Annotated in this window: 19 protein-coding genes; 14 read left to right on the forward strand and 5 right to left on the reverse strand. The window is 72.7% G+C overall.

Annotated elements, in window-relative coordinates:
• Positions 1–14 precede the first annotated feature (14 nt).
• Entirely contained in the window at positions 15–674 is a 660-nt protein-coding gene (locus tag EXE48_RS07045; RefSeq protein ID WP_053771154.1) for a trimeric intracellular cation channel family protein, read from the reverse strand.
• Positions 671–1492: a DUF2797 domain-containing protein gene (locus EXE48_RS07050; protein WP_199236354.1), complete on the reverse strand. Its 822-nt coding sequence runs from the start codon at positions 1490–1492 to the stop codon at positions 671–673. Before EXE48_RS07050 ends, EXE48_RS07045 begins: the two co-directional genes overlap by 4 nt.
• A 120-nt stretch (positions 1493–1612) precedes the next feature.
• Between EXE48_RS07050 and EXE48_RS07055 the strand changes: the two genes are divergently transcribed.
• Both EXE48_RS07055 and EXE48_RS07060 read left to right on the forward strand, forming a co-directional pair.
• Positions 1613–1978 carry a BsuPI-related putative proteinase inhibitor gene (locus tag EXE48_RS07055; RefSeq protein ID WP_137711064.1) on the forward strand — a complete coding sequence of 122 codons (366 nt, stop codon included), beginning with the start codon at positions 1613–1615 and terminating at the stop codon, positions 1976–1978.
• A 53-nt stretch (positions 1979–2031) separates the two neighbouring features.
• Entirely contained in the window at positions 2032–2481 is a 450-nt protein-coding gene (locus EXE48_RS07060; RefSeq protein ID WP_137711065.1) for a hypothetical protein, read from the forward strand.
• Between the two features lie 26 nt (positions 2482–2507).
• On the opposite strand, the gene menD is transcribed toward EXE48_RS07060, so the two are convergent.
• Both menD and EXE48_RS07070 read right to left on the reverse strand, forming a co-directional pair.
• Positions 2508–4388: a 2-succinyl-5-enolpyruvyl-6-hydroxy-3-cyclohexene-1-carboxylic-acid synthase gene (gene menD, locus EXE48_RS07065; protein ID WP_137711066.1), complete on the reverse strand. Its 1881-nt coding sequence runs from the start codon at positions 4386–4388 to the stop codon at positions 2508–2510.
• A gap of 79 nt (positions 4389–4467) precedes the next feature.
• Complete coding sequence (locus EXE48_RS07070; protein WP_053771150.1) at positions 4468–4860, reverse strand: DUF5830 family protein; 393 nt, start codon at positions 4858–4860, stop codon at positions 4468–4470.
• 144 nt (positions 4861–5004) lie between these two features.
• On the opposite strand from EXE48_RS07070, the gene EXE48_RS07075 reads away from it, so the two are divergent.
• The 11 genes from EXE48_RS07075 (at position 5005) to EXE48_RS07125 (ending at position 14348) form a co-directional block, all read left to right on the forward strand.
• Complete coding sequence (locus EXE48_RS07075) at positions 5005–5370, forward strand: DUF5658 family protein (protein WP_121599333.1); 366 nt, start codon at positions 5005–5007, stop codon at positions 5368–5370.
• A gap of 67 nt (positions 5371–5437) precedes the next feature.
• Complete coding sequence (locus EXE48_RS07080) at positions 5438–5869, forward strand: VOC family protein (RefSeq protein ID WP_394348042.1); 432 nt, start codon at positions 5438–5440, stop codon at positions 5867–5869.
• Positions 5866–6585, forward strand: coding sequence for an alpha/beta hydrolase (locus EXE48_RS07085; RefSeq protein WP_121599598.1), 720 nt, complete (start codon positions 5866–5868; stop codon positions 6583–6585). The genes EXE48_RS07080 and EXE48_RS07085 overlap by 4 nt, the downstream gene beginning before the upstream one ends.
• Before the next feature lie 93 nt (positions 6586–6678).
• Positions 6679–7221: a DUF2249 domain-containing protein gene (locus EXE48_RS07090; RefSeq protein WP_137704282.1), complete on the forward strand. Its 543-nt coding sequence runs from the start codon at positions 6679–6681 to the stop codon at positions 7219–7221.
• A 130-nt stretch (positions 7222–7351) separates the two neighbouring features.
• Entirely contained in the window at positions 7352–7915 is a 564-nt protein-coding gene (locus EXE48_RS07095) for a halocyanin domain-containing protein (protein ID WP_121599331.1), read from the forward strand.
• Between the two features lie 232 nt (positions 7916–8147).
• On the forward strand, positions 8148–10067 hold the full coding sequence (gene nosZ / locus EXE48_RS07100; protein WP_137711067.1) for a TAT-dependent nitrous-oxide reductase: 1920 nt from the start codon (positions 8148–8150) through the stop codon (positions 10065–10067).
• Between the two features lie 4 nt (positions 10068–10071).
• A complete protein-coding gene (locus EXE48_RS07105; protein WP_137704281.1) occupies positions 10072–10824 on the forward strand; it encodes a hypothetical protein in 753 nt (250 codons plus the stop codon).
• Positions 10814–12280, forward strand: coding sequence for a nitrous oxide reductase family maturation protein NosD (gene nosD / locus EXE48_RS07110; protein WP_137711068.1), 1467 nt, complete (start codon positions 10814–10816; stop codon positions 12278–12280). The genes EXE48_RS07105 and nosD overlap by 11 nt, the downstream gene beginning before the upstream one ends.
• Complete coding sequence (locus EXE48_RS07115; protein ID WP_137711069.1) at positions 12277–13092, forward strand: ABC transporter ATP-binding protein; 816 nt, start codon at positions 12277–12279, stop codon at positions 13090–13092. Before nosD ends, EXE48_RS07115 begins: the two co-directional genes overlap by 4 nt.
• Complete coding sequence (locus tag EXE48_RS07120) at positions 13089–14078, forward strand: ABC transporter permease (RefSeq protein ID WP_121599327.1); 990 nt, start codon at positions 13089–13091, stop codon at positions 14076–14078. The genes EXE48_RS07115 and EXE48_RS07120 overlap by 4 nt, the downstream gene beginning before the upstream one ends.
• Positions 14079–14147: 69 nt before the next feature.
• Positions 14148–14348 (forward strand): hypothetical protein, encoded by a 201-nt coding sequence (locus EXE48_RS07125; RefSeq protein WP_137711070.1) that lies wholly within the window; start codon positions 14148–14150, stop codon positions 14346–14348.
• A 55-nt stretch (positions 14349–14403) separates the two neighbouring features.
• Here the strand turns inward: EXE48_RS07125 and EXE48_RS07130 are convergent, their stop codons facing one another.
• Complete coding sequence (locus EXE48_RS07130) at positions 14404–15144, reverse strand: helix-turn-helix domain-containing protein (protein ID WP_137704279.1); 741 nt, start codon at positions 15142–15144, stop codon at positions 14404–14406.
• A 43-nt stretch (positions 15145–15187) separates the two neighbouring features.
• Here EXE48_RS07130 and EXE48_RS07135 point away from each other — a divergent pair, with 43 nt between their 5' ends.
• The gene (locus tag EXE48_RS07135) at positions 15188–15538 is read left to right on the forward strand and encodes a DUF2249 domain-containing protein (protein WP_241982615.1); all 351 of its coding nucleotides are present in this window, start codon (positions 15188–15190) and stop codon (positions 15536–15538) included.
• The last annotated feature ends 101 nt before the right edge of the window (positions 15539–15639 follow it).

Consider the following 15639-nt stretch of genomic DNA (forward strand, 5'->3'; position numbering starts at 1 on the left):
GGGTCGCCCCGCGCCTACCGACCGAACCCGTCACCGAGCCCCTTCGCGGTCGGGAGCCGCCAGCCGCGGGCGACGGCGACGAGCCGGAGCCCGACCGTCACCGCCGCGCAGGCCGCGGCCGCGACCCCCGAGGGGCCGCCGAGGACGCCGACCAGCCAGTATGCGATCCCGCCGAGCACGGCGCAGCTCGCGTAAAAGTCCTCGAAGAGGATGAACGGGGACCGGTCGAGGAGGATGTCGGCGAGCGCGCCGCCGCCGACGGCGTTGATCGTGGCGACGGCCACGACGCCGAACGCGGACACGCCGGCGTCCGTCGCGACGATGGCGCCGGTCGTGGCGAAGGCGGCGAGGCCCACGGCGTCGGCGACGAGCGTCACCGGGTGCTCGTCCGGGCTGGCGAGCCACGCGCTCAGCCCGACCGCGAGCGCGACGCCGAGCAGTCCGAGGAGTATCTCGACCGGCGAGCGCAGCGCCAGCGGGACGCGCGCGACGAGGAGGTCGCGGGTGACGCCGCCCGCGAACGCCATCGCCAGCCCCACCACCGCGACGCCGAAGAGGTCGAACTCCTCGCGGACCGCCTTGCTCGCCCCGACGAGGGCGAACGCGACGAGGCCGACCGTGTTCATGACCGCGAACGGGTCGCCGAAGAGGGTCGCGAGGACGCCCCCGGTCATCCGCCGAACGCCCCGAGGCTGGACTGGAGCTCGCGCTCCGGCACCGCGTCGGTCAGCTCGTACCCCACGAGGTCGCGCGCGTCGACCGCGTACGTCGAGCCGCCGCGGTCGAGCACCAGCACGCGCCCCTTCCAGCCGCGGACGGTCCCCGCGGCCATCGTCTCGGCGACGGGGCGCTCGTCGAGGTCGAGCCCGTAGTCGAACGCGAACCGCTCGATCGGGTCGAACCGGTCGAGGAGCGCCTCCCAGGCGGCCTCGTCGACCGCCCGCCCGAACCCGTCGAGCTTCGTCGGGACGCGGACCCGGTCGACGAGGTCGTCGCCGGCGGCCAGCTCGGCCTCCACCTCGCGGGCGATCCGGCCGTTCGGGAAGGTGCGGATATGGGCCGCGCGGTCGGCGCCCTGCTCGCGGAGGCGAGTCCCGAGGCGCCACTCGCGGGTGACGCCGACCTTCAGCACGTCCGGCGCGAACGCGGCGAGGTACATCGCGTGCGACTCGTGGCAGTCCATCTCGTCTTTCAGGCACGTGCCGGTACACCGCGCGCACACCCAGACCCCCGAGTGCTCGTCGCAGTACGGGGCGTCCGCCGCGTCGCAGGACACGTGGTCGCCCTCGTGGACCGTCCCCGCGCAGCGGCGCTCGCCGAGGCCGAAGGCGAGCTCGGTCCCGGGGCTCGCGTCCACGAAGTCGACGGTCCCGCCGCTCGCGACGTAGAGCCCGCCGCCGATCGGTCCGCTCGCCGCGGCGGTCGAATCCGCGTCCCCGTCGGACTCCGGCGGGCCGCTCGCGGCGTCCGTCTCGTAGCCGACGACCTGCACGCCGCGAGGTAGGGAGAGGCGGGGCTTATAGCCGTCGTCGGCCGGTCCGCTCGCCGCCTTCCGAGGGTCCCGGGACGCGGCCGCCGAGGTATTTTACCCGCGGGCGTCGCAGACGCCCCCATGCTCGACGCGACGCTCGCGACGGCGGCGATCGACGACGGGTTGACCCTCTCGCTGCGGATCGAGAACGCGGGGTCGACGCCGGTCACGCTCGACTTCCGGACCGGGCAGCGCGCGGAGTTCACCGCGTACCCGGCGGCCGAGGTCGATTCCGACGCCGACGGGGAGGACGCCGACCCGGTCTGGCGCTACGGCGCGAACCGGATGTTCACGCAGGCGCTCGGGAGCGAGACCGTCGCGCCCGGCGAAGCGGTCGGCTACGAGGCGACGTGGCGGCGGCCGCCCTCGGGCACCTACCGGATCGTGGGCGAGGCGACGGCGACGGGCCGCGACGTGCGCGCGGCGGCGGTCGTCACCGTGCCGTGACCGCGCCCGCTCCGACCGGACTGTATAAGTGAGGCCCGCGCGCTCCCTCGGACATGCGCACGGCAGCCCTCCCCCCGGTCGTCGCCGCGGTCGTCGCGGTCGCGATCAGCGGGATCAGGCGCCTCTCGCCGATCCTCCTCGAATCGCCGGTCGCGCTCCCGTCGGCCGAGACGCTCTCGACGTACCTCGTGAGCGCCCGGTTCACGGCGTTCCTGCTGGTGTACGGACTGCTGTTCGGGACCGCCCTCCTCGCCGGACTGCGCGACGGCGACGCGTCCGCCACGTCGACCGCGCTGGCGACCGGCGCGAGCGCGACCGTCGCCTTCCTGCTCGGGTCGGTCGGCGTCTTCTGGTACCTCGGTCCGGACCGCGGCCCCGTCGTCACCGCGGTGTTCGCGCTCGGCGCGAGCCTCGGCGTCGGGATTCAGTTCGCGGTCGTCGCGTACGCCGGGGTCGCGCTCGGGGCGCAGCGCGGCGCGGGGCCGAGCCCGATCGTCCCCTGATCGCGTCCGGCGGGGCGCTCGCGCGGCTACGACGCGTCCGACTCCCGCCCGTGGACCGCGCGGTCGACCGCGGCCGCCAACGCCTCCCGAGCCCGGTGACTGGCCTCGGCGTCGGTCTCGACCTCGACGAGGTGCGACCCCGGCGCCTCGTGGGCCCGGGCGACGGCGGCCGTCACGTCCTCCGCGACCGCCGCCGCGCGCTCCGCGGGGTCGTCGCCGCGGTCGGCGAGCGCGTCCGGGCGGGCGTCGATCCGCTCGTACGCGAGGCCGTGGAGCGCCGCGAGCGGCTCGAAGTCGAGCCCGTGCGGCGTCTTGAACGACTCGGTGAACGGCGGCTCGAACGACTCGATCGGCAGCTTGTGGAAGATGCCGCCGCCGTCGTTGTTGACCGCGACGACCGTCACGTCGACGTCGCAGCGGTCGGCCGCGAGCAGCCCGTTCGAGTCGTGGTACAGCGCGAGGTCGCCGACGACGAGCGTGAGGTCGTCCGTCGTCCCGCTGCCCGCGCCGAGCGCGCTGGAGACGATGCCGTCGATGCCCGAGACGCCGCGGTTGCCGAGCGCGGTGACGTTCGCGGTCGTCGCCCCGACGAACCGGTCGAGGTCGCGGACGGGCATCGAGTTCGAGACGAACAGCGTCGCCGGGTCTGGGAGCGCGTCCGCGACCGCGCGGACGGCGTCGCCCTCGTGGAACGCCGCGTCGGTCGCGTCGGTCGCGGCCGAATCCCCGCTCGCTTCTTCCTCGCGGGCGTGGATCGCCTGCGCGACGCGGTCCGCCTCCTCCCACTGCGCGCGCCAGCCGCCGTCTCCGCCCCCGCCCGCGACGAGCCGCGAGAGGCGGGCGCAGAGCCGGCTCGGCTCGGCGACGACGAGGTCGGTCGCGGCGAACTCGGCCTCGCGCCAGCCGCCGGCGGGATCGACCTGGTACTGGGCGGCGTCGGTCCCGGCGAGGTACTTCCGGAGCCGCTTCGAGGTCGGCGAGGCGCCGAGCCGGAAGACGAGGTCGGGGTCGCTCCAGCCCTCCGGCCCGTCGCCGGCGAGGTCGGCCGACAGGTAGGCGTCGTAGTTACCGATCACCGGCGCGACGCGCGTGTGGCCGCCGTACCGGAGCCCGGAGAGGGGATCGGACAGCACGGGGAACCCGGTCGCGTGCGCGAGCGCCGTGACCGACTCCGAGTCGATCCCCGGCGGGTCGGCGGGGCCGGCGACGATCAGCCCGCGGTCCGCGTCGCCCAGTTCGGCCGCGAGCGCGCGCAACTCGTCGTCGCCGGGCTCCGGCGCGCCGGGCGTCACGTCGACGTAGGGGCCGTCGCGGCCGTGTTCGGCGGCTTCCGGGAGGTCGTCCGGCACGTCGTCCGGGACCGGCGTCGGCTCCAGCGGCTTCGCGAACGGGACGTTGAGGTGGACCGGTCCCGGTTCGGCGCCCTCGGCGGCCCCGACCGCGCGCGCCACGGTAGTCCGGAGCGACCGGAGCGCTCGGTCGTTCGCGGCCGGCTCGGGGAGGTCCTTGTAGAACCGGACGGCGTCGCCGTACAGCTTCTCCTGGTCCGCGGTCTGGTTCGCGCCGGAGTCGCGCAGCTCCGGCGGCCGGTCGGCGGTGAGCGCGAGGAGCGGGACGCGCGCCTCGCTCGCCTCCATCACGGCCGGGTGGTAGTTGGCGGCGGCGGTGCCAGAGGTACAGATCAGCGGCGTCACGCGGCCGGTCCGGCGGGCGCGGCCGAGCGCGAAGTACGCGGCGGAGCGCTCGTCGAGCTGTGAGAACACGCGGAGCTCCTCGTGGCCCGCGGCGGCGACGGTCAGCGGCGTCGAGCGGCTGCCCGGCGAGGCGACGACGGCGTCGACGCCCGCGGCGACGAGCTCGTCGACGAGCGCGGTCGCCCACAGGACGTTCCGGTTCGGCGCGGTCATTACCGCCGCTTCGGGCGCCGACGTAAATACTCCGGCGGGTTCGACCGAGCGGCGGTGGCGTGCGGGGTCGACGGCGTGGTCACTCCGACTCCGATTCCGATTCCCGCCCGGTCACCTTCCGGATACACGAGGAGCCGAACGCCCCGAGTTCGCCGGCGTCGAACTCGACGAAGTGGCCCGTCGAAATCGAGGCCCCGCACCGCCGGCACTCGAAGTCGCCCTCGCGGGCGACGACCTGGCTGTCGTACTCGACGTAGGTCCCGCCCGTGCGGACGCGGAGCCGGGCGCCCTCGCGGTCGATGACGCCGCGCTTCTCGGCCGCGTCGAGGACGTCGCGGGTGAGCGCCGGGCTGGTCGTGATCGTCTCGATCCGGTCGACCGCGGCGGCGAGGTCGATCTCCTCGCGTTCGAGGTGGGCCAGCAGCTCGACGCCGAGCTCCAGTTTCTCGTCGCGGGTCCGCGGCTCCGTCACGGGCGGCGTGACGGCGCGAGCCGTCTTAAGTCGGCCGGACGGCGGTCGGCGTCTCGCCGTCTCCCCTGTGCGGCGAGGAAGTGCGAGCGGCGAGCGGGACCTCGGAACCGGCAGATTCACGTCCGCCGCTCGACACTTCGGGACGTGGCTCGATCCCGCGACCGCTCCCGCCGCCGCCCCGCCTACCGGCGGCGCCCGAACGAGTTCTACTGGCTGTGGATCGCGGCGACCGCGACGTACGGCGTCGGCGACATCGTCTCCACCGTCGCCTTCCTCCGATACGTGCCGACGATCGAAGAGGCGAACCCCGTGGTGCGGTTCGCGCTGGAGTCGTTCGGGCTCTCCGGGCTCGTCGCGCTGAAGATCGCCGTCTACCTCGTGATGCTCTGGATCAGCGTCGAGGGCGCGCGAGACGGGGACGGCCTGCTGTACTACTTCCCGCCGGTGTTGCTCACGGCGACGGGGACGTACCTCACCGCGAGCAACCTGCGGCTGCTGTGGCTCTCCTGACCTCGCCGCCGGGCCTCGCGGTCGCCCCGACCGACACGGACTTTCCCGCGCGACGCCGATCCGGCGCATGCTCTCTGACACCCCCGGGCTCCACCACGTCACGGGGATCGTCGGCGACCCCGAGGCCAGCGCCGCGTTCTACGGCGAGACGCTCGGCCTCAGCCTGCTCCGCCGGACGGTGAACTGCGAGGACCGCCTCCAGTACCACCTCTACTTATGCGACGCGACCGGCTCGCCGAGCTCCGCCTTCACGGTCTTCCCCGACCCGAACGCCGACCCCGGGCGGACCGGGAAGCCCGGCTACGAGACCGTCGCCTTCGCGGTGCCGCCGGACTCGCTCGGCTACTGGCGCGACCGGCTCGCCGACCGCGGCGTCGAGGCGGCGACGGGGCACGCGACGGAGCTCTATCTCCCCTCGCGGTTCGCGGAGGACCGCGAGGTGATCGAGTCGCAGCTGCCGCGGTTCGACGACCCCGAGTCGGGGACCGCGGAGGAATGAGCCGGCGGATTCGCGGCGTCGACGGGCCGCACGCGGCCGCGACGCTCGTGACCGGCGGCGCGCCCGTCGCGGCCGCCGAGGTCGCGGTCGTGCTGGTCCACGGCCGCGGCGGCACCGCCGAGGGGCTCGTCAGGCTCGCGGACGAGTTCTACCGCTCGGGCGCGACCCTCCTCGCGCCCGGCGCGGTCCGGTCGACGTGGTTCCCGGCGCCGCACGAGGCCGCGCTGTCGGCCAACGAGCCCGCACTAACTTCGGCGGTCGACTGCGTCGCGGCCGCGGCCGACATCTCGCGCGACGCCGGCGTCCCGCCTGAACGCGTCGTCCTCGCCGGGGTCTCGCAGGGCGGCGCGGTCGTCGCCGAGTTCCTGCGCCGCCGACCTGACCGGTACGGGGGTGCGTTCGTCGTCTCGGCCGCCCTGCCGGGCGACGACCTCGACTCGCGGGCGCTCGAAGCGACCGAGGGCGCCGAGGGCGGCGGCACCGGTGACGACGGGGACGACGGCGGCGGACCGCTCGCCGGGACCCCCGTCGCGCTCGACAGCAGCGAGGACGACCCGTACGTGCCCGCCGAGCGCGTCCGAGCGACCGCGCACGTCTTCGAGCGGGCCGGCGCGGCGGTCGAGTGCCGCATCGGCCCGGGTGACGGCCACGGGCTCTCGGACGCGACGATGGACCGGATCGGCGAGCGGATCGCGGGACTGCTCGACGAGGACTGAGGCGTCGCACCGTCGAACCGCCCGGCGCGACCCGGTCGGTCCCGAACGTGTTCGCGCCGCCCGACATGCGGCTGCGGCGTCGACGGTCGAGCGATGTCCGAACTCGACGTCAGAGAGATTCCGCCGAACGAGCGGCACGACCGGATCCACGAGGCGTTCGGCGACCTGGAGCCGGGCGAGTCGCTCACGATCGTCAACGACCACGACCCGAAGCCGCTCTACTACGAGCTGTCGGCCGAGGTCCCCGCGTTCGACGACGAGGCGTACGCGGTCGAGCGCGAGGGTTCCGAGCGGTTCGTCGCGGAACTGCCGAAGGCCGAAGGCGGAGCCGAGCCGGAGGCGGTCCGGATCGCCGACCTCGACGGCGAACCCCACGCCCGGGCGTTCCCCGGCGCGGAGCCGAAGACGGTTCGGCTCTCGCTGGACGCCGGCGAATCGGCGGCGGAGCACGACCACCCGGACCGGACGGTGCTGTTCAACGCGCTGACTGGCGCCTTCGACGTCGCGCTCGACGGCGAGCCTCACCGCGTTGAGGCCGGCGAACTGCTCCGCTTCGAGGGCGATCGGACGGTGAAGCCGACCGCGCGCGAGGACGCCACCGCGCTGATCGTGCTGGCGCCGCGGGGGGAAGCGTAGGCGACGCGCGGTTTCGATGACCGACCGCCCCGGAGCGGACGACGTTCGCTCCGAACATGTTCGTCGGAATTCCCGCACGGCGAGTCGGCGCGCAGGGCGTTACAACTACCGACCGCGAACGAAGACCCACATGACGGACGACACGACACTCGATCGGCGACGATTCGTACAGGCCACGACCGCCGCGGGCGCGACGCTCCTTCTCGCCGGCTGTTCCGGCGGGAGCGACGGTGGCGACGGCGGCGACGGCGGCTCGGGCGGAAGCGACGGCTCGGGCGGAAGCGACGGCTCCGGCGGCAGTTCCGGTGACGGCGGGGACGGCGGCGACGGCGGCGACACACAGTACCTCAGCAAGGAGCCCGACTACGGCGGCTGGTTAGAGGGCGCGAACAACTACGACCAGACCGTCGACGCCACCGGACAGGACGAGGTTACGGTCTCGGTCGGAGCGGGGGACGGACTCTCTTTCGGCCCGGCCGCCGTGGCGGTGAGCACCGGGACCACCGTCGTCTGGGAGTGGACCGGAAAGGGCGGCGGCCACAACGTCGCTGCCGACTCGGGCGCGTTCGAGAGCGAGACGGTCACCGAGGAGGGCCACACCTTCGAGTACACCTTCGAGGAGACGGGAACGTTCACCTACGAGTGTACCCCCCACTCGTCGGTCGGCATGAAGGGCGCCGTCGTCGTTCGGTGACGCCGCGGTGCGGCTGAACCGCGCCTGGGACGCCGACGCGACGCGGACACCTTTTTTCGAAAACACCTTTCGAGCAGGGAACCGACCGCGTTCTCACGTCCTCGGAACGCGGTCGGCGTCCGCCGAACGTGTTCGCGCGCTTCCAACCGCACAGCAAGCCGCTCGACGACCTATATACCGAACCCCGCAACGTCCGCCTGTCGCGAGGGAATCGCCGCTCGCGGATCTACCCATGTCGAACGACACACAGCGGTCCACGGACGCGGGGGAATCGGGCGACCAGACGACCGACTCGACGGACGGGTTCGACTCCATGCTCCCCGGCGTCCGTCGCCGCGACTTCATGAAGGCAGGCGCCGCTGCGGGGGGCCTCAGCGGGCTGGCGGGCTGTACCAGCATCCTGAGCGAGGACGACGTCCAGGGGACGGCCTCGGCGAGCGGGGTCGACAACTCCGTACCGCCGGGCGAACACGACGAGTACTACGCGCTGCTCTCCGGCGGGCAGGCCGGCGACGTCCGCGTCTACGGGCTCCCGTCCATGCGCGAACTCATCCGCATCCCGGTGTTCAACCGGGACGCCTCGCGCGGCTACGGCTTCGACGACGAGAGCAAGCAGATGCTCGAAGACGCCGGCGGGTACACGTGGGGCGACACCCACCACCCGCGGATCAGTCAGACCGACGGCGACTACGACGGCCGGTTCGCGTACGTCAACGACAAGGCGAACGGGCGGATGGCCCGGATCGACCTGACGTACTTCGAGACGGACGCCATCGTCAACATCCCGAACCAGCAGGGCACCCACGGCGCCTGCGCGCAGCTGCCGGACACCGACCTCATCTTCGGCGTCGGCGAGTTCCGGACGCCGGTCCCCAACGACGGGAGCGGGAACCTCGAAGACCCCGACTCCTACGGCTCCGTCCTCGCCGCGATCAACCCCGAGAACATGAACGTCGAGTGGGAGGTCCTCATCGACGGCAACATGGACAACGGGGACGGGAGCAAGGAAGGCCGGTACTTCTTCACGAGCGCCTACAACACCGAGGAGGCCGCGACCGAGTCCGGGATGACCCGGGCCGACCGCGACGACGTGAAGGCGTTCGACATCCCGCGGATCGAGGCCGCCGTCGAGGCCGGCAACTACGAGATGCTGAACGGGGTCCCGGTCGTCGACGGCCGGAAGGACAGCCCGCTCAACCAGGGCGACGAGCCCATCGTCCACTACATCCCGACGCCGAAGAGCCCGCACGGCGTGAGCGTCACCCCGGACAACGAGTACGTGATCGTCAGCGGGAAGCTCGACCCGACGGCGTCGGTCATCGACATCGACAAGATCGACGAGGTCGACGACCCGACCGACGCCATCGTCGGCCAGCCGAAGCTCGGCCTCGGCCCGCTCCACACCGCCTACGACGGCCGCGGCCACGCGTACACGACGCTGTTCATCGACTCGCAGGTCGTCAAGTGGGACATCGAGGAGGCGGTCAACGCAGAGCCGCGCTCGGAGAGCCCCGTCATCGAGAAGATCGACGTCCACTACAACCCCGGCCACCTCATCGCCGCGGAGTCGTACACGGAGGACCCGGCGGGCGACTGGCTCGTCTCGCTGAACAAGCTCTCGAAGGACCGGTTCCTCCCGGTCGGCCCGCAGCACCCGGAGAACGACCAGCTGATCTACATCGGCGACGACGAGAACGGGATGGAGCTGGTGAAGGACTCGCCGGCGCAGGCCGAGCCGCACGACGCGTCCATCTGCCACAAGTCGAAGATCAACCCGAAGGAGGTGTACGACCCCGAGGACCTCGAACTCAGCCACACCGCCGAGGGCGAGTCCACGATGGAGCGCGTCTCCGAGGACCGCGTGGAGATCGAGATGTACTCCACCCGGAACCACTACGGGTTCCAGGAGATGGTCGTCCAGGAGGGCGACGAGGTCGAGATGCAGGTGACGAACATCGAGACCACGAGCGACATGCTCCACTCGGTGGCGATCCCCGACCACGACGTCCACATGCGGGTCGCGCCCCAGGAGACGCGCAAGGCGACGTTCACCGCCGACGACCCCGGTGTCTACTGGGTCTACTGCGCGCACTTCTGCAGCGCGTTGCACTTAGAGATGCGCTCGCGGCTCATCGTCAAACCGGAGGAGTGACGCCATGAGTTCGTCGCTCACGCGGCTGACCGAGATCCGACGCGCGCTCCCGCTGGCAGCGGCGGCGCTGCTCGTCGGCGCGCTGCTGGTCCCGGTGTGGAAGATCACGCTGACTGCGCCGCAGTACCCCGGTCAGGAGCTGCTCATCGAGCTGTACGCGTACCCGCGCCTGGGCGGCGACTTCGCCGAGGTACAGGGGCTCAACAAGTACGCCGGCTTCCACTACCCTGACCCGGTGTTCATCGACCCGAACTACGCCGTCAGCGAGGCCGCGATCGACGTGCCCGAGTGGCTGCTCGGGCCGGTCGTGTTCGTCTCCCTCTCGCTCACGGGGGCGTTCGTCGCGTTCGCGCCGACGGCCCGCAAGCTGAAGGCCGGGCTCACGGCCCAGCTCGTCGGGACGGTCACTGTCTTCGTCGGGATGTTCGCGTTCATCCAGTACCGGCTCTACCAGGCCGGCCACTCGCTGGACCCGGACGCGCCGCTCCGGGGCATCGAGTCGTTCACGCCGCCGCTGCTGGGGCCGTACGAGGTGGCGAACATCTCCGGCTTCGCGTGGTTCGGCCCCGGCGGGTACATGACCGTCCTCGCGGTCCTGTTGCTCGCCACCGCGTACCTCGCGCGCGACATAGAGGCGACCGTGGACGAACTGCCGGCGCTCGCCCGCGCGCTCCCCGGAGCGGTCCGCGACCGCGTCGGTGGGGGAGCGGCCGCCGACCGAGACCGCGACGTCGACGGGGGCGACCATGTCGGGTGACCGCCTCGAAGTCGGCTTCCTCGCGGCCGCCTGCGCCGCGGCCGCCGTCGCGGTCGCCCTCGGCGTCGCGCTCCCGGTCGCCGGCGCTGGCGGCGCCGCAGACGCGAGCGCCCCGGTCGCCCCGTCGAACGCCTCCGACGCCCCCGGGCTCGACGTGGCCACGGACTTCGCCGCGACGGGCGTGACCGCGCCCGAGCGCGACGGGACCGCGACGGTCGACGGCGAGTCCTTCGCGTCGGCGCAGGCCGCGGTCGACGCCGCCGACCCCGGTGAGACGGTCGTCCTCGACGGCCGGTTCGACGAGCGCGTCAACGCGAGCGTCGACGGCCTGCGACTCGTCGCGAGCGCGGACGGCGCCGTGATCGACGGCGGCGGCGAGGGGCGCGTGCTCACCCTGAGCGGCGAGAACGTTACCCTCTCCGGCGTGTGGGTCCGCGGCTCCGGGAGCGACCTCGGCACCGAGGACGCCGGCGTCTTCGTCGCGGGCGACCGCGCCCGGATCGAGTCGGTCCGGATCGCCGACACGGCGTACGGGATCTGGGTCGACGGCGCCGACGAGGCCGTCATCGAGGACGTGCGGATCGACGGCCGGGAGGACGTGTACCCGGTCACCGACCGCGGCAACGGGATCCACCTGTTCGAGACGCGCGGGACCGTCGTCCGCGACACCGAGATCACGCGCACCCGCGACGGCATATACTTCTCGTGGGCGACGGACGTGCTCGCCGAGAACAACACGATCCGCCACACGCGGTACGGCGTCCACTACATGTACTCGGACGACAACCGCCTCGTGGACAACGTCGCGGCCGACAACGGCGTCGGCTACGCGCTGATGGTGAGCGAGGGGCTGACCGTCCGGAACAACACGGCCCTGCGCAACGACGGCGGCAGCGGCCACGGGATACTGGCGAAGGACATCGAGGACTCGGCAATCGCCGGCAACCGCCTCGTCGCGAACCGGAACGGGCTCTACCTCTACAACGCGCAGGGGAACCGGCTCGTCGACAACCTGATCTACCGGAACGGGATCGGGATCCACAGCGCCGCCGTGAGCAACAACGCCGTGGTCGCGGGCAACAGCTTCGTCCGCAACGGGCGGGCGGCCAAGACGGCGCGGAACTCGCTCGTCGCCTGGAACGGCACCGAGCGGGGCAACTACTGGTCGGGCGCGCGGACGGCCGACCGCGACGGCGACGGCGTCAGCGAGATCCGCCACCGCCCGATCGGGATCGTGGAGACCCTCGTGGACGAGACGCCGCAGACGGCCGTGTTCGCGAACAGCCCGGCGTTCGAGGCGGTGCGGCTGGCCGAGAGCTCCTTCCCGGTGATCGAGACGCCGGGCGTCGTCGACCGCCGCCCCCTCGTCGAGCCGAACCACGACTGGCGCGCCTACGAGCCGACCGGCGAGGCCCGCGCCGCGAACCGAACCGCCGACACGGAGGACACACCATGAGAATCGACGCGACCGACGTGCGGAAGACGTACGGAGACGTGACCGCCCTCGACGGGCTCTCGCTGTCGGTCCCGAGCGGCTCGACGTTCGGGATCATCGGCACCAACGGGGCCGGCAAGTCGACGCTGTTCCGGCTGCTCGTCGGCCACGACCGGCCGGACGCCGGGACCGTCAGCGTCGGCGGCACCGACGTGACCGAGGACGGGCGGCGGATCCGCGAGCGCGTCGGCTACCTCCCCGAGCACGTCGGGTTCCCGGACGGGCTCACCGGCCGCGAGGTCCTCGGCGTCCACCGGGCGACGCGCGGCCTCCCGACGGACGGCCGGACCGCCGAGGCGATAGCGCGGGTCGGGCTGACCGCGGACGAGGCCGACCGCCGGGTCTCGGGCTACTCGAACGGCATGCAGCGCCGGCTCGGCTTGGCGACGGTGCTGTTGCCCGACCCCGACGTGCTGATCCTCGACGAGCCGACGGCGGGGCTCGACCCCCGCGGCGTCGACGAGTTCCACGCCATCGTCGAGGAGATAACGAGGGAGACGGACGCGACGGTCGTGTTCTGCTCGCACGTGCTGGGAGAGGCCGAGCGGCTCTGCGACCGCGTCGCCGTCCTCCACGACGGACGGGTCCGCGCGTCGGGGCCCGTCGATGAGCTCGCCGCGGGGGTGAGCGAGGCGGCGCCGGCCGCGACCGACGCGGGAGCGACTTGCGAGACCGGCCGGGACGCCGGCGGGCTCCGCGCGGCGTTCCGCCGGGCGGTCGGCGACGACGCGGCGCGCCGCGCCGCGACCGATGCCGAGGAGGTGGCGCCATGAGCGACCCGACGAAGCGGGCCGAGGAGGGCGACGCCGAGACCCGTCCGGACGGCGGGCACGCGGACGCGGCGGCCGCCGTTGGGGCGTTCGACGCCGACGCGGACGTCGAGTCCGACGACTCGTCGGCGTCGACGGCGACCGTCGCGGCGACAGAGACGGAGGCGAACGACGGCGTCCGCGGGGCGCTGCGTCACGTCTTCGTCGTCGCGGTCACCGAGTACCGGCTGGCGGTCCGGAGCCGGTGGGCGCTCGCGCTGACCGCGCTGTTCGTCGTGTTCGGCGGGGTGATGCTGACGTTCAGCGGCTCCGCCGTCGGACCGGCGGGCGCCGAGCGCGTCGTCGCGTCGCTGACGAGCCTCGCCGCGTACCTCGTCCCGCTCGCGGCGCTCGCCTTGGGCTACGACGCGATCGTGGGCCGCGAGGACGAGGGGTGGCTCGCGGTCGTGTTCTCGCTGCCGGTCCGGCGGAGCGAAGTCGTCGCCGGGACGTACCTCGGGCGGCTGGCGGTGCTGGCCGGCGCGACGCTCCTCGGCTTCGGCTTCAGCGGCGCCCTGATCGTCCGCGAGTTCGGGGTCGCCGAATTGCCCGCGTTCCTCGGGTTCCTCGGTGGCGCCGTCGGCGCCGGCGCCGCGTTCCTCGCGCTCGCGCTGCTGCTGTCGACCGTCGCCCGCGAGAAGACCCACGCGCTCGGCGCGGCGCTGCTCGCGTGGGTGTGGTTCGTGCTGGGCCACGACCTGCTCGCGCTCGGCGTCGTGGCGGCCGCGGAACTCCCCGACGCCGCGCTGTCGGCGCTGGTCCTGTCGAACCCGGTGAGCGCGTTCCGGGTGCTCGTGTTGTCGGGGCTCGGCACGACCGCGGGCGGCGGCTTCACCGCCGTCCTCGCCGGGAGCGGGCTGTCGGCGGCCGCGCTGGCGGCGTCGCTCGTCGCGTGGTGCGTCGTACCGGTCGCGGCCGCGGGCGTGCTCGTCCGCCGGCGGCGGCTCTGAGGAGCGTCGGTCGGCCCGTAATTCTCCACTCCGGTGGAAATTTCCGACCCACGGCTGGAATTGACCACGATGCCCTCCGAAGCGGACGAACAACTCGAATCGATCCGCCGTCTCCTATTGAGCGTCGTGTTGCTGCTCGGAGTCGGAGTCGCGGCGCTCGGCGACATCGCCGTGGCGGTCCGCGGCTACGAGACTTTGATACAGACCGTTGCCCGCGCAACCGGAATCGTGAGTGTGATCGTGGTCATCGTACAGATATTCTCGGGGTGATTCCGGACCGAGCCGGAGGACACTGACTGACCGGAAGGAACTCGAAGTCAGCCGGTCACTGAATCCGCTCGATCCCGTCGTCCTCGGGCGACTCGAAGTCGACCGGGCGCCGCGGGAGGTCGTCGACGAACTCCCGGACGATGGTGCGCTCGACGCGCTGGAGCACCTCGCTACACGTGGACTTCGCGATGCCGACGTGATCGGCCACCTCGGTGAGCGTACACTCGCGCGGCACGTCGTAGTAGCCGCGGTCGACCGCCTCGAAGAGGACCTCGCGCTGGCGCTCCGTGAGCGACCCGCCGGGGTTCACGCGCTGTTGGACGTACTCGACCTCGAAGTCGGCACCCACGTCGCGGAGGGCGTCGCCGAACTTCGCGACGCGCTCGTGGTCGCCCGTCACGTCGACGCGGGCGACGCCGTCGCGGATCTCGACCGGCATCTCGATGGGGACGCCGGCCCGCCGCGCGACCGTCTGGAGCAGCGGGACGAGCGCCTCGACCTGGACGGTCACCATGCCCTCGTCCTCTGCCATCACCGACGAGTGCGTGATCGTGTCGTGGTCGTCGATGGCGTCGAGGATCGGGTCGGTGTCGTCGGCGGTGATCCGGACCAGCGCGAACCCGGCGCCGTCGTCGGGGGTCGCGGTCATCACCTGGAACCGCGCGTCCGGGAACTCCCGCGAGACGTCGCCCACCCACGGGCCGTCCGGGATGTCCACGCGGAGGCGTGCCTGTGCCATGCGCGCCCGTTCGGCGCCGGGGTGGAAGTACCTTCGGCTCCGCGCTCGCCGGAACATGTTCGCCACAAACGACCCGTGGATCAGGTTCGTCGATCGACACATGAGCGCCGAACCCGGCGATTCAGCAGCGGTCGAACGGGCGGTGGCCGAGCGGACGGAGGCGCCGACCGAGGGGGAGACGGTCGTCCTCGACGTGCGAAACCTCGGCCCGCCGAAGCCGCTGCGCGAGACGCTCGAACGCGTCGAAAGGCTCGGCGACGGCGACGTGCTGGTACAGTACAACGACCGGAGCCCGCAGTTCCTCTTCCCGCGCTTAGAGGACCGCGGGTACGCCTACGCCGCGGTCGAGACGGACGCGACGGAGGCGACCGTCACGGCGATATGGCCGACCGACCGCGAGAAGGGTCTTTCGGACGATCGGGCCGGCGAAGACGACGCGACCGCGACCTGAGCGGCCGCTGCCGGTGTCGACTACCGTCTCCGGAGCGCGCGCTGCCCTCGCCGGACGCGACGCCGATTCCGCCCGCCGAGAGCGCGGGGGAACACGTTCGG

Source organism: Halorubrum sp. ASP1 (assembly GCF_005435135.1).
In the GTDB taxonomy this organism is placed as follows: Archaea; Halobacteriota; Halobacteria; order Halobacteriales; family Haloferacaceae; genus Halorubrum; species Halorubrum tropicale.

Bases quoted from the DNA above. Each gene is read 5' to 3' on its own strand.
- EXE48_RS07045 (WP_053771154.1), bottom strand. From the start codon at position 674: ATGACCGGGGGCGTCCTCGCGACCCTCTTCGGCGACCCGTTCGCGGTC.
- EXE48_RS07055 (WP_137711064.1), top strand. From the start codon at position 1,613: ATGCTCGACGCGACGCTCGCGACGGCGGCGATCGACGACGGGTTGACC.
- EXE48_RS07060 (WP_137711065.1), top strand. From the start codon at position 2,032: ATGCGCACGGCAGCCCTCCCCCCGGTCGTCGCCGCGGTCGTCGCGGTC.
- menD (WP_137711066.1), bottom strand. From the start codon at position 4,388: ATGACCGCGCCGAACCGGAACGTCCTGTGGGCGACCGCGCTCGTCGAC.
- EXE48_RS07080 (WP_394348042.1), top strand. From the start codon at position 5,438: ATGCTCTCTGACACCCCCGGGCTCCACCACGTCACGGGGATCGTCGGC.
- EXE48_RS07085 (WP_121599598.1), top strand. From the start codon at position 5,866: ATGAGCCGGCGGATTCGCGGCGTCGACGGGCCGCACGCGGCCGCGACG.
- EXE48_RS07090 (WP_137704282.1), top strand. From the start codon at position 6,679: ATGTCCGAACTCGACGTCAGAGAGATTCCGCCGAACGAGCGGCACGAC.
- EXE48_RS07095 (WP_121599331.1), top strand. From the start codon at position 7,352: ATGACGGACGACACGACACTCGATCGGCGACGATTCGTACAGGCCACG.
- nosZ (WP_137711067.1), top strand. From the start codon at position 8,148: ATGTCGAACGACACACAGCGGTCCACGGACGCGGGGGAATCGGGCGAC.
- EXE48_RS07105 (WP_137704281.1), top strand. From the start codon at position 10,072: ATGAGTTCGTCGCTCACGCGGCTGACCGAGATCCGACGCGCGCTCCCG.
- nosD (WP_137711068.1), top strand. From the start codon at position 10,814: ATGTCGGGTGACCGCCTCGAAGTCGGCTTCCTCGCGGCCGCCTGCGCC.
- EXE48_RS07115 (WP_137711069.1), top strand. From the start codon at position 12,277: ATGAGAATCGACGCGACCGACGTGCGGAAGACGTACGGAGACGTGACC.
- EXE48_RS07120 (WP_121599327.1), top strand. From the start codon at position 13,089: ATGAGCGACCCGACGAAGCGGGCCGAGGAGGGCGACGCCGAGACCCGT.
- EXE48_RS07125 (WP_137711070.1), top strand. From the start codon at position 14,148: ATGCCCTCCGAAGCGGACGAACAACTCGAATCGATCCGCCGTCTCCTA.
- EXE48_RS07130 (WP_137704279.1), bottom strand. From the start codon at position 15,144: ATGTTCCGGCGAGCGCGGAGCCGAAGGTACTTCCACCCCGGCGCCGAA.
- EXE48_RS07135 (WP_241982615.1), top strand. From the start codon at position 15,188: ATGAGCGCCGAACCCGGCGATTCAGCAGCGGTCGAACGGGCGGTGGCC.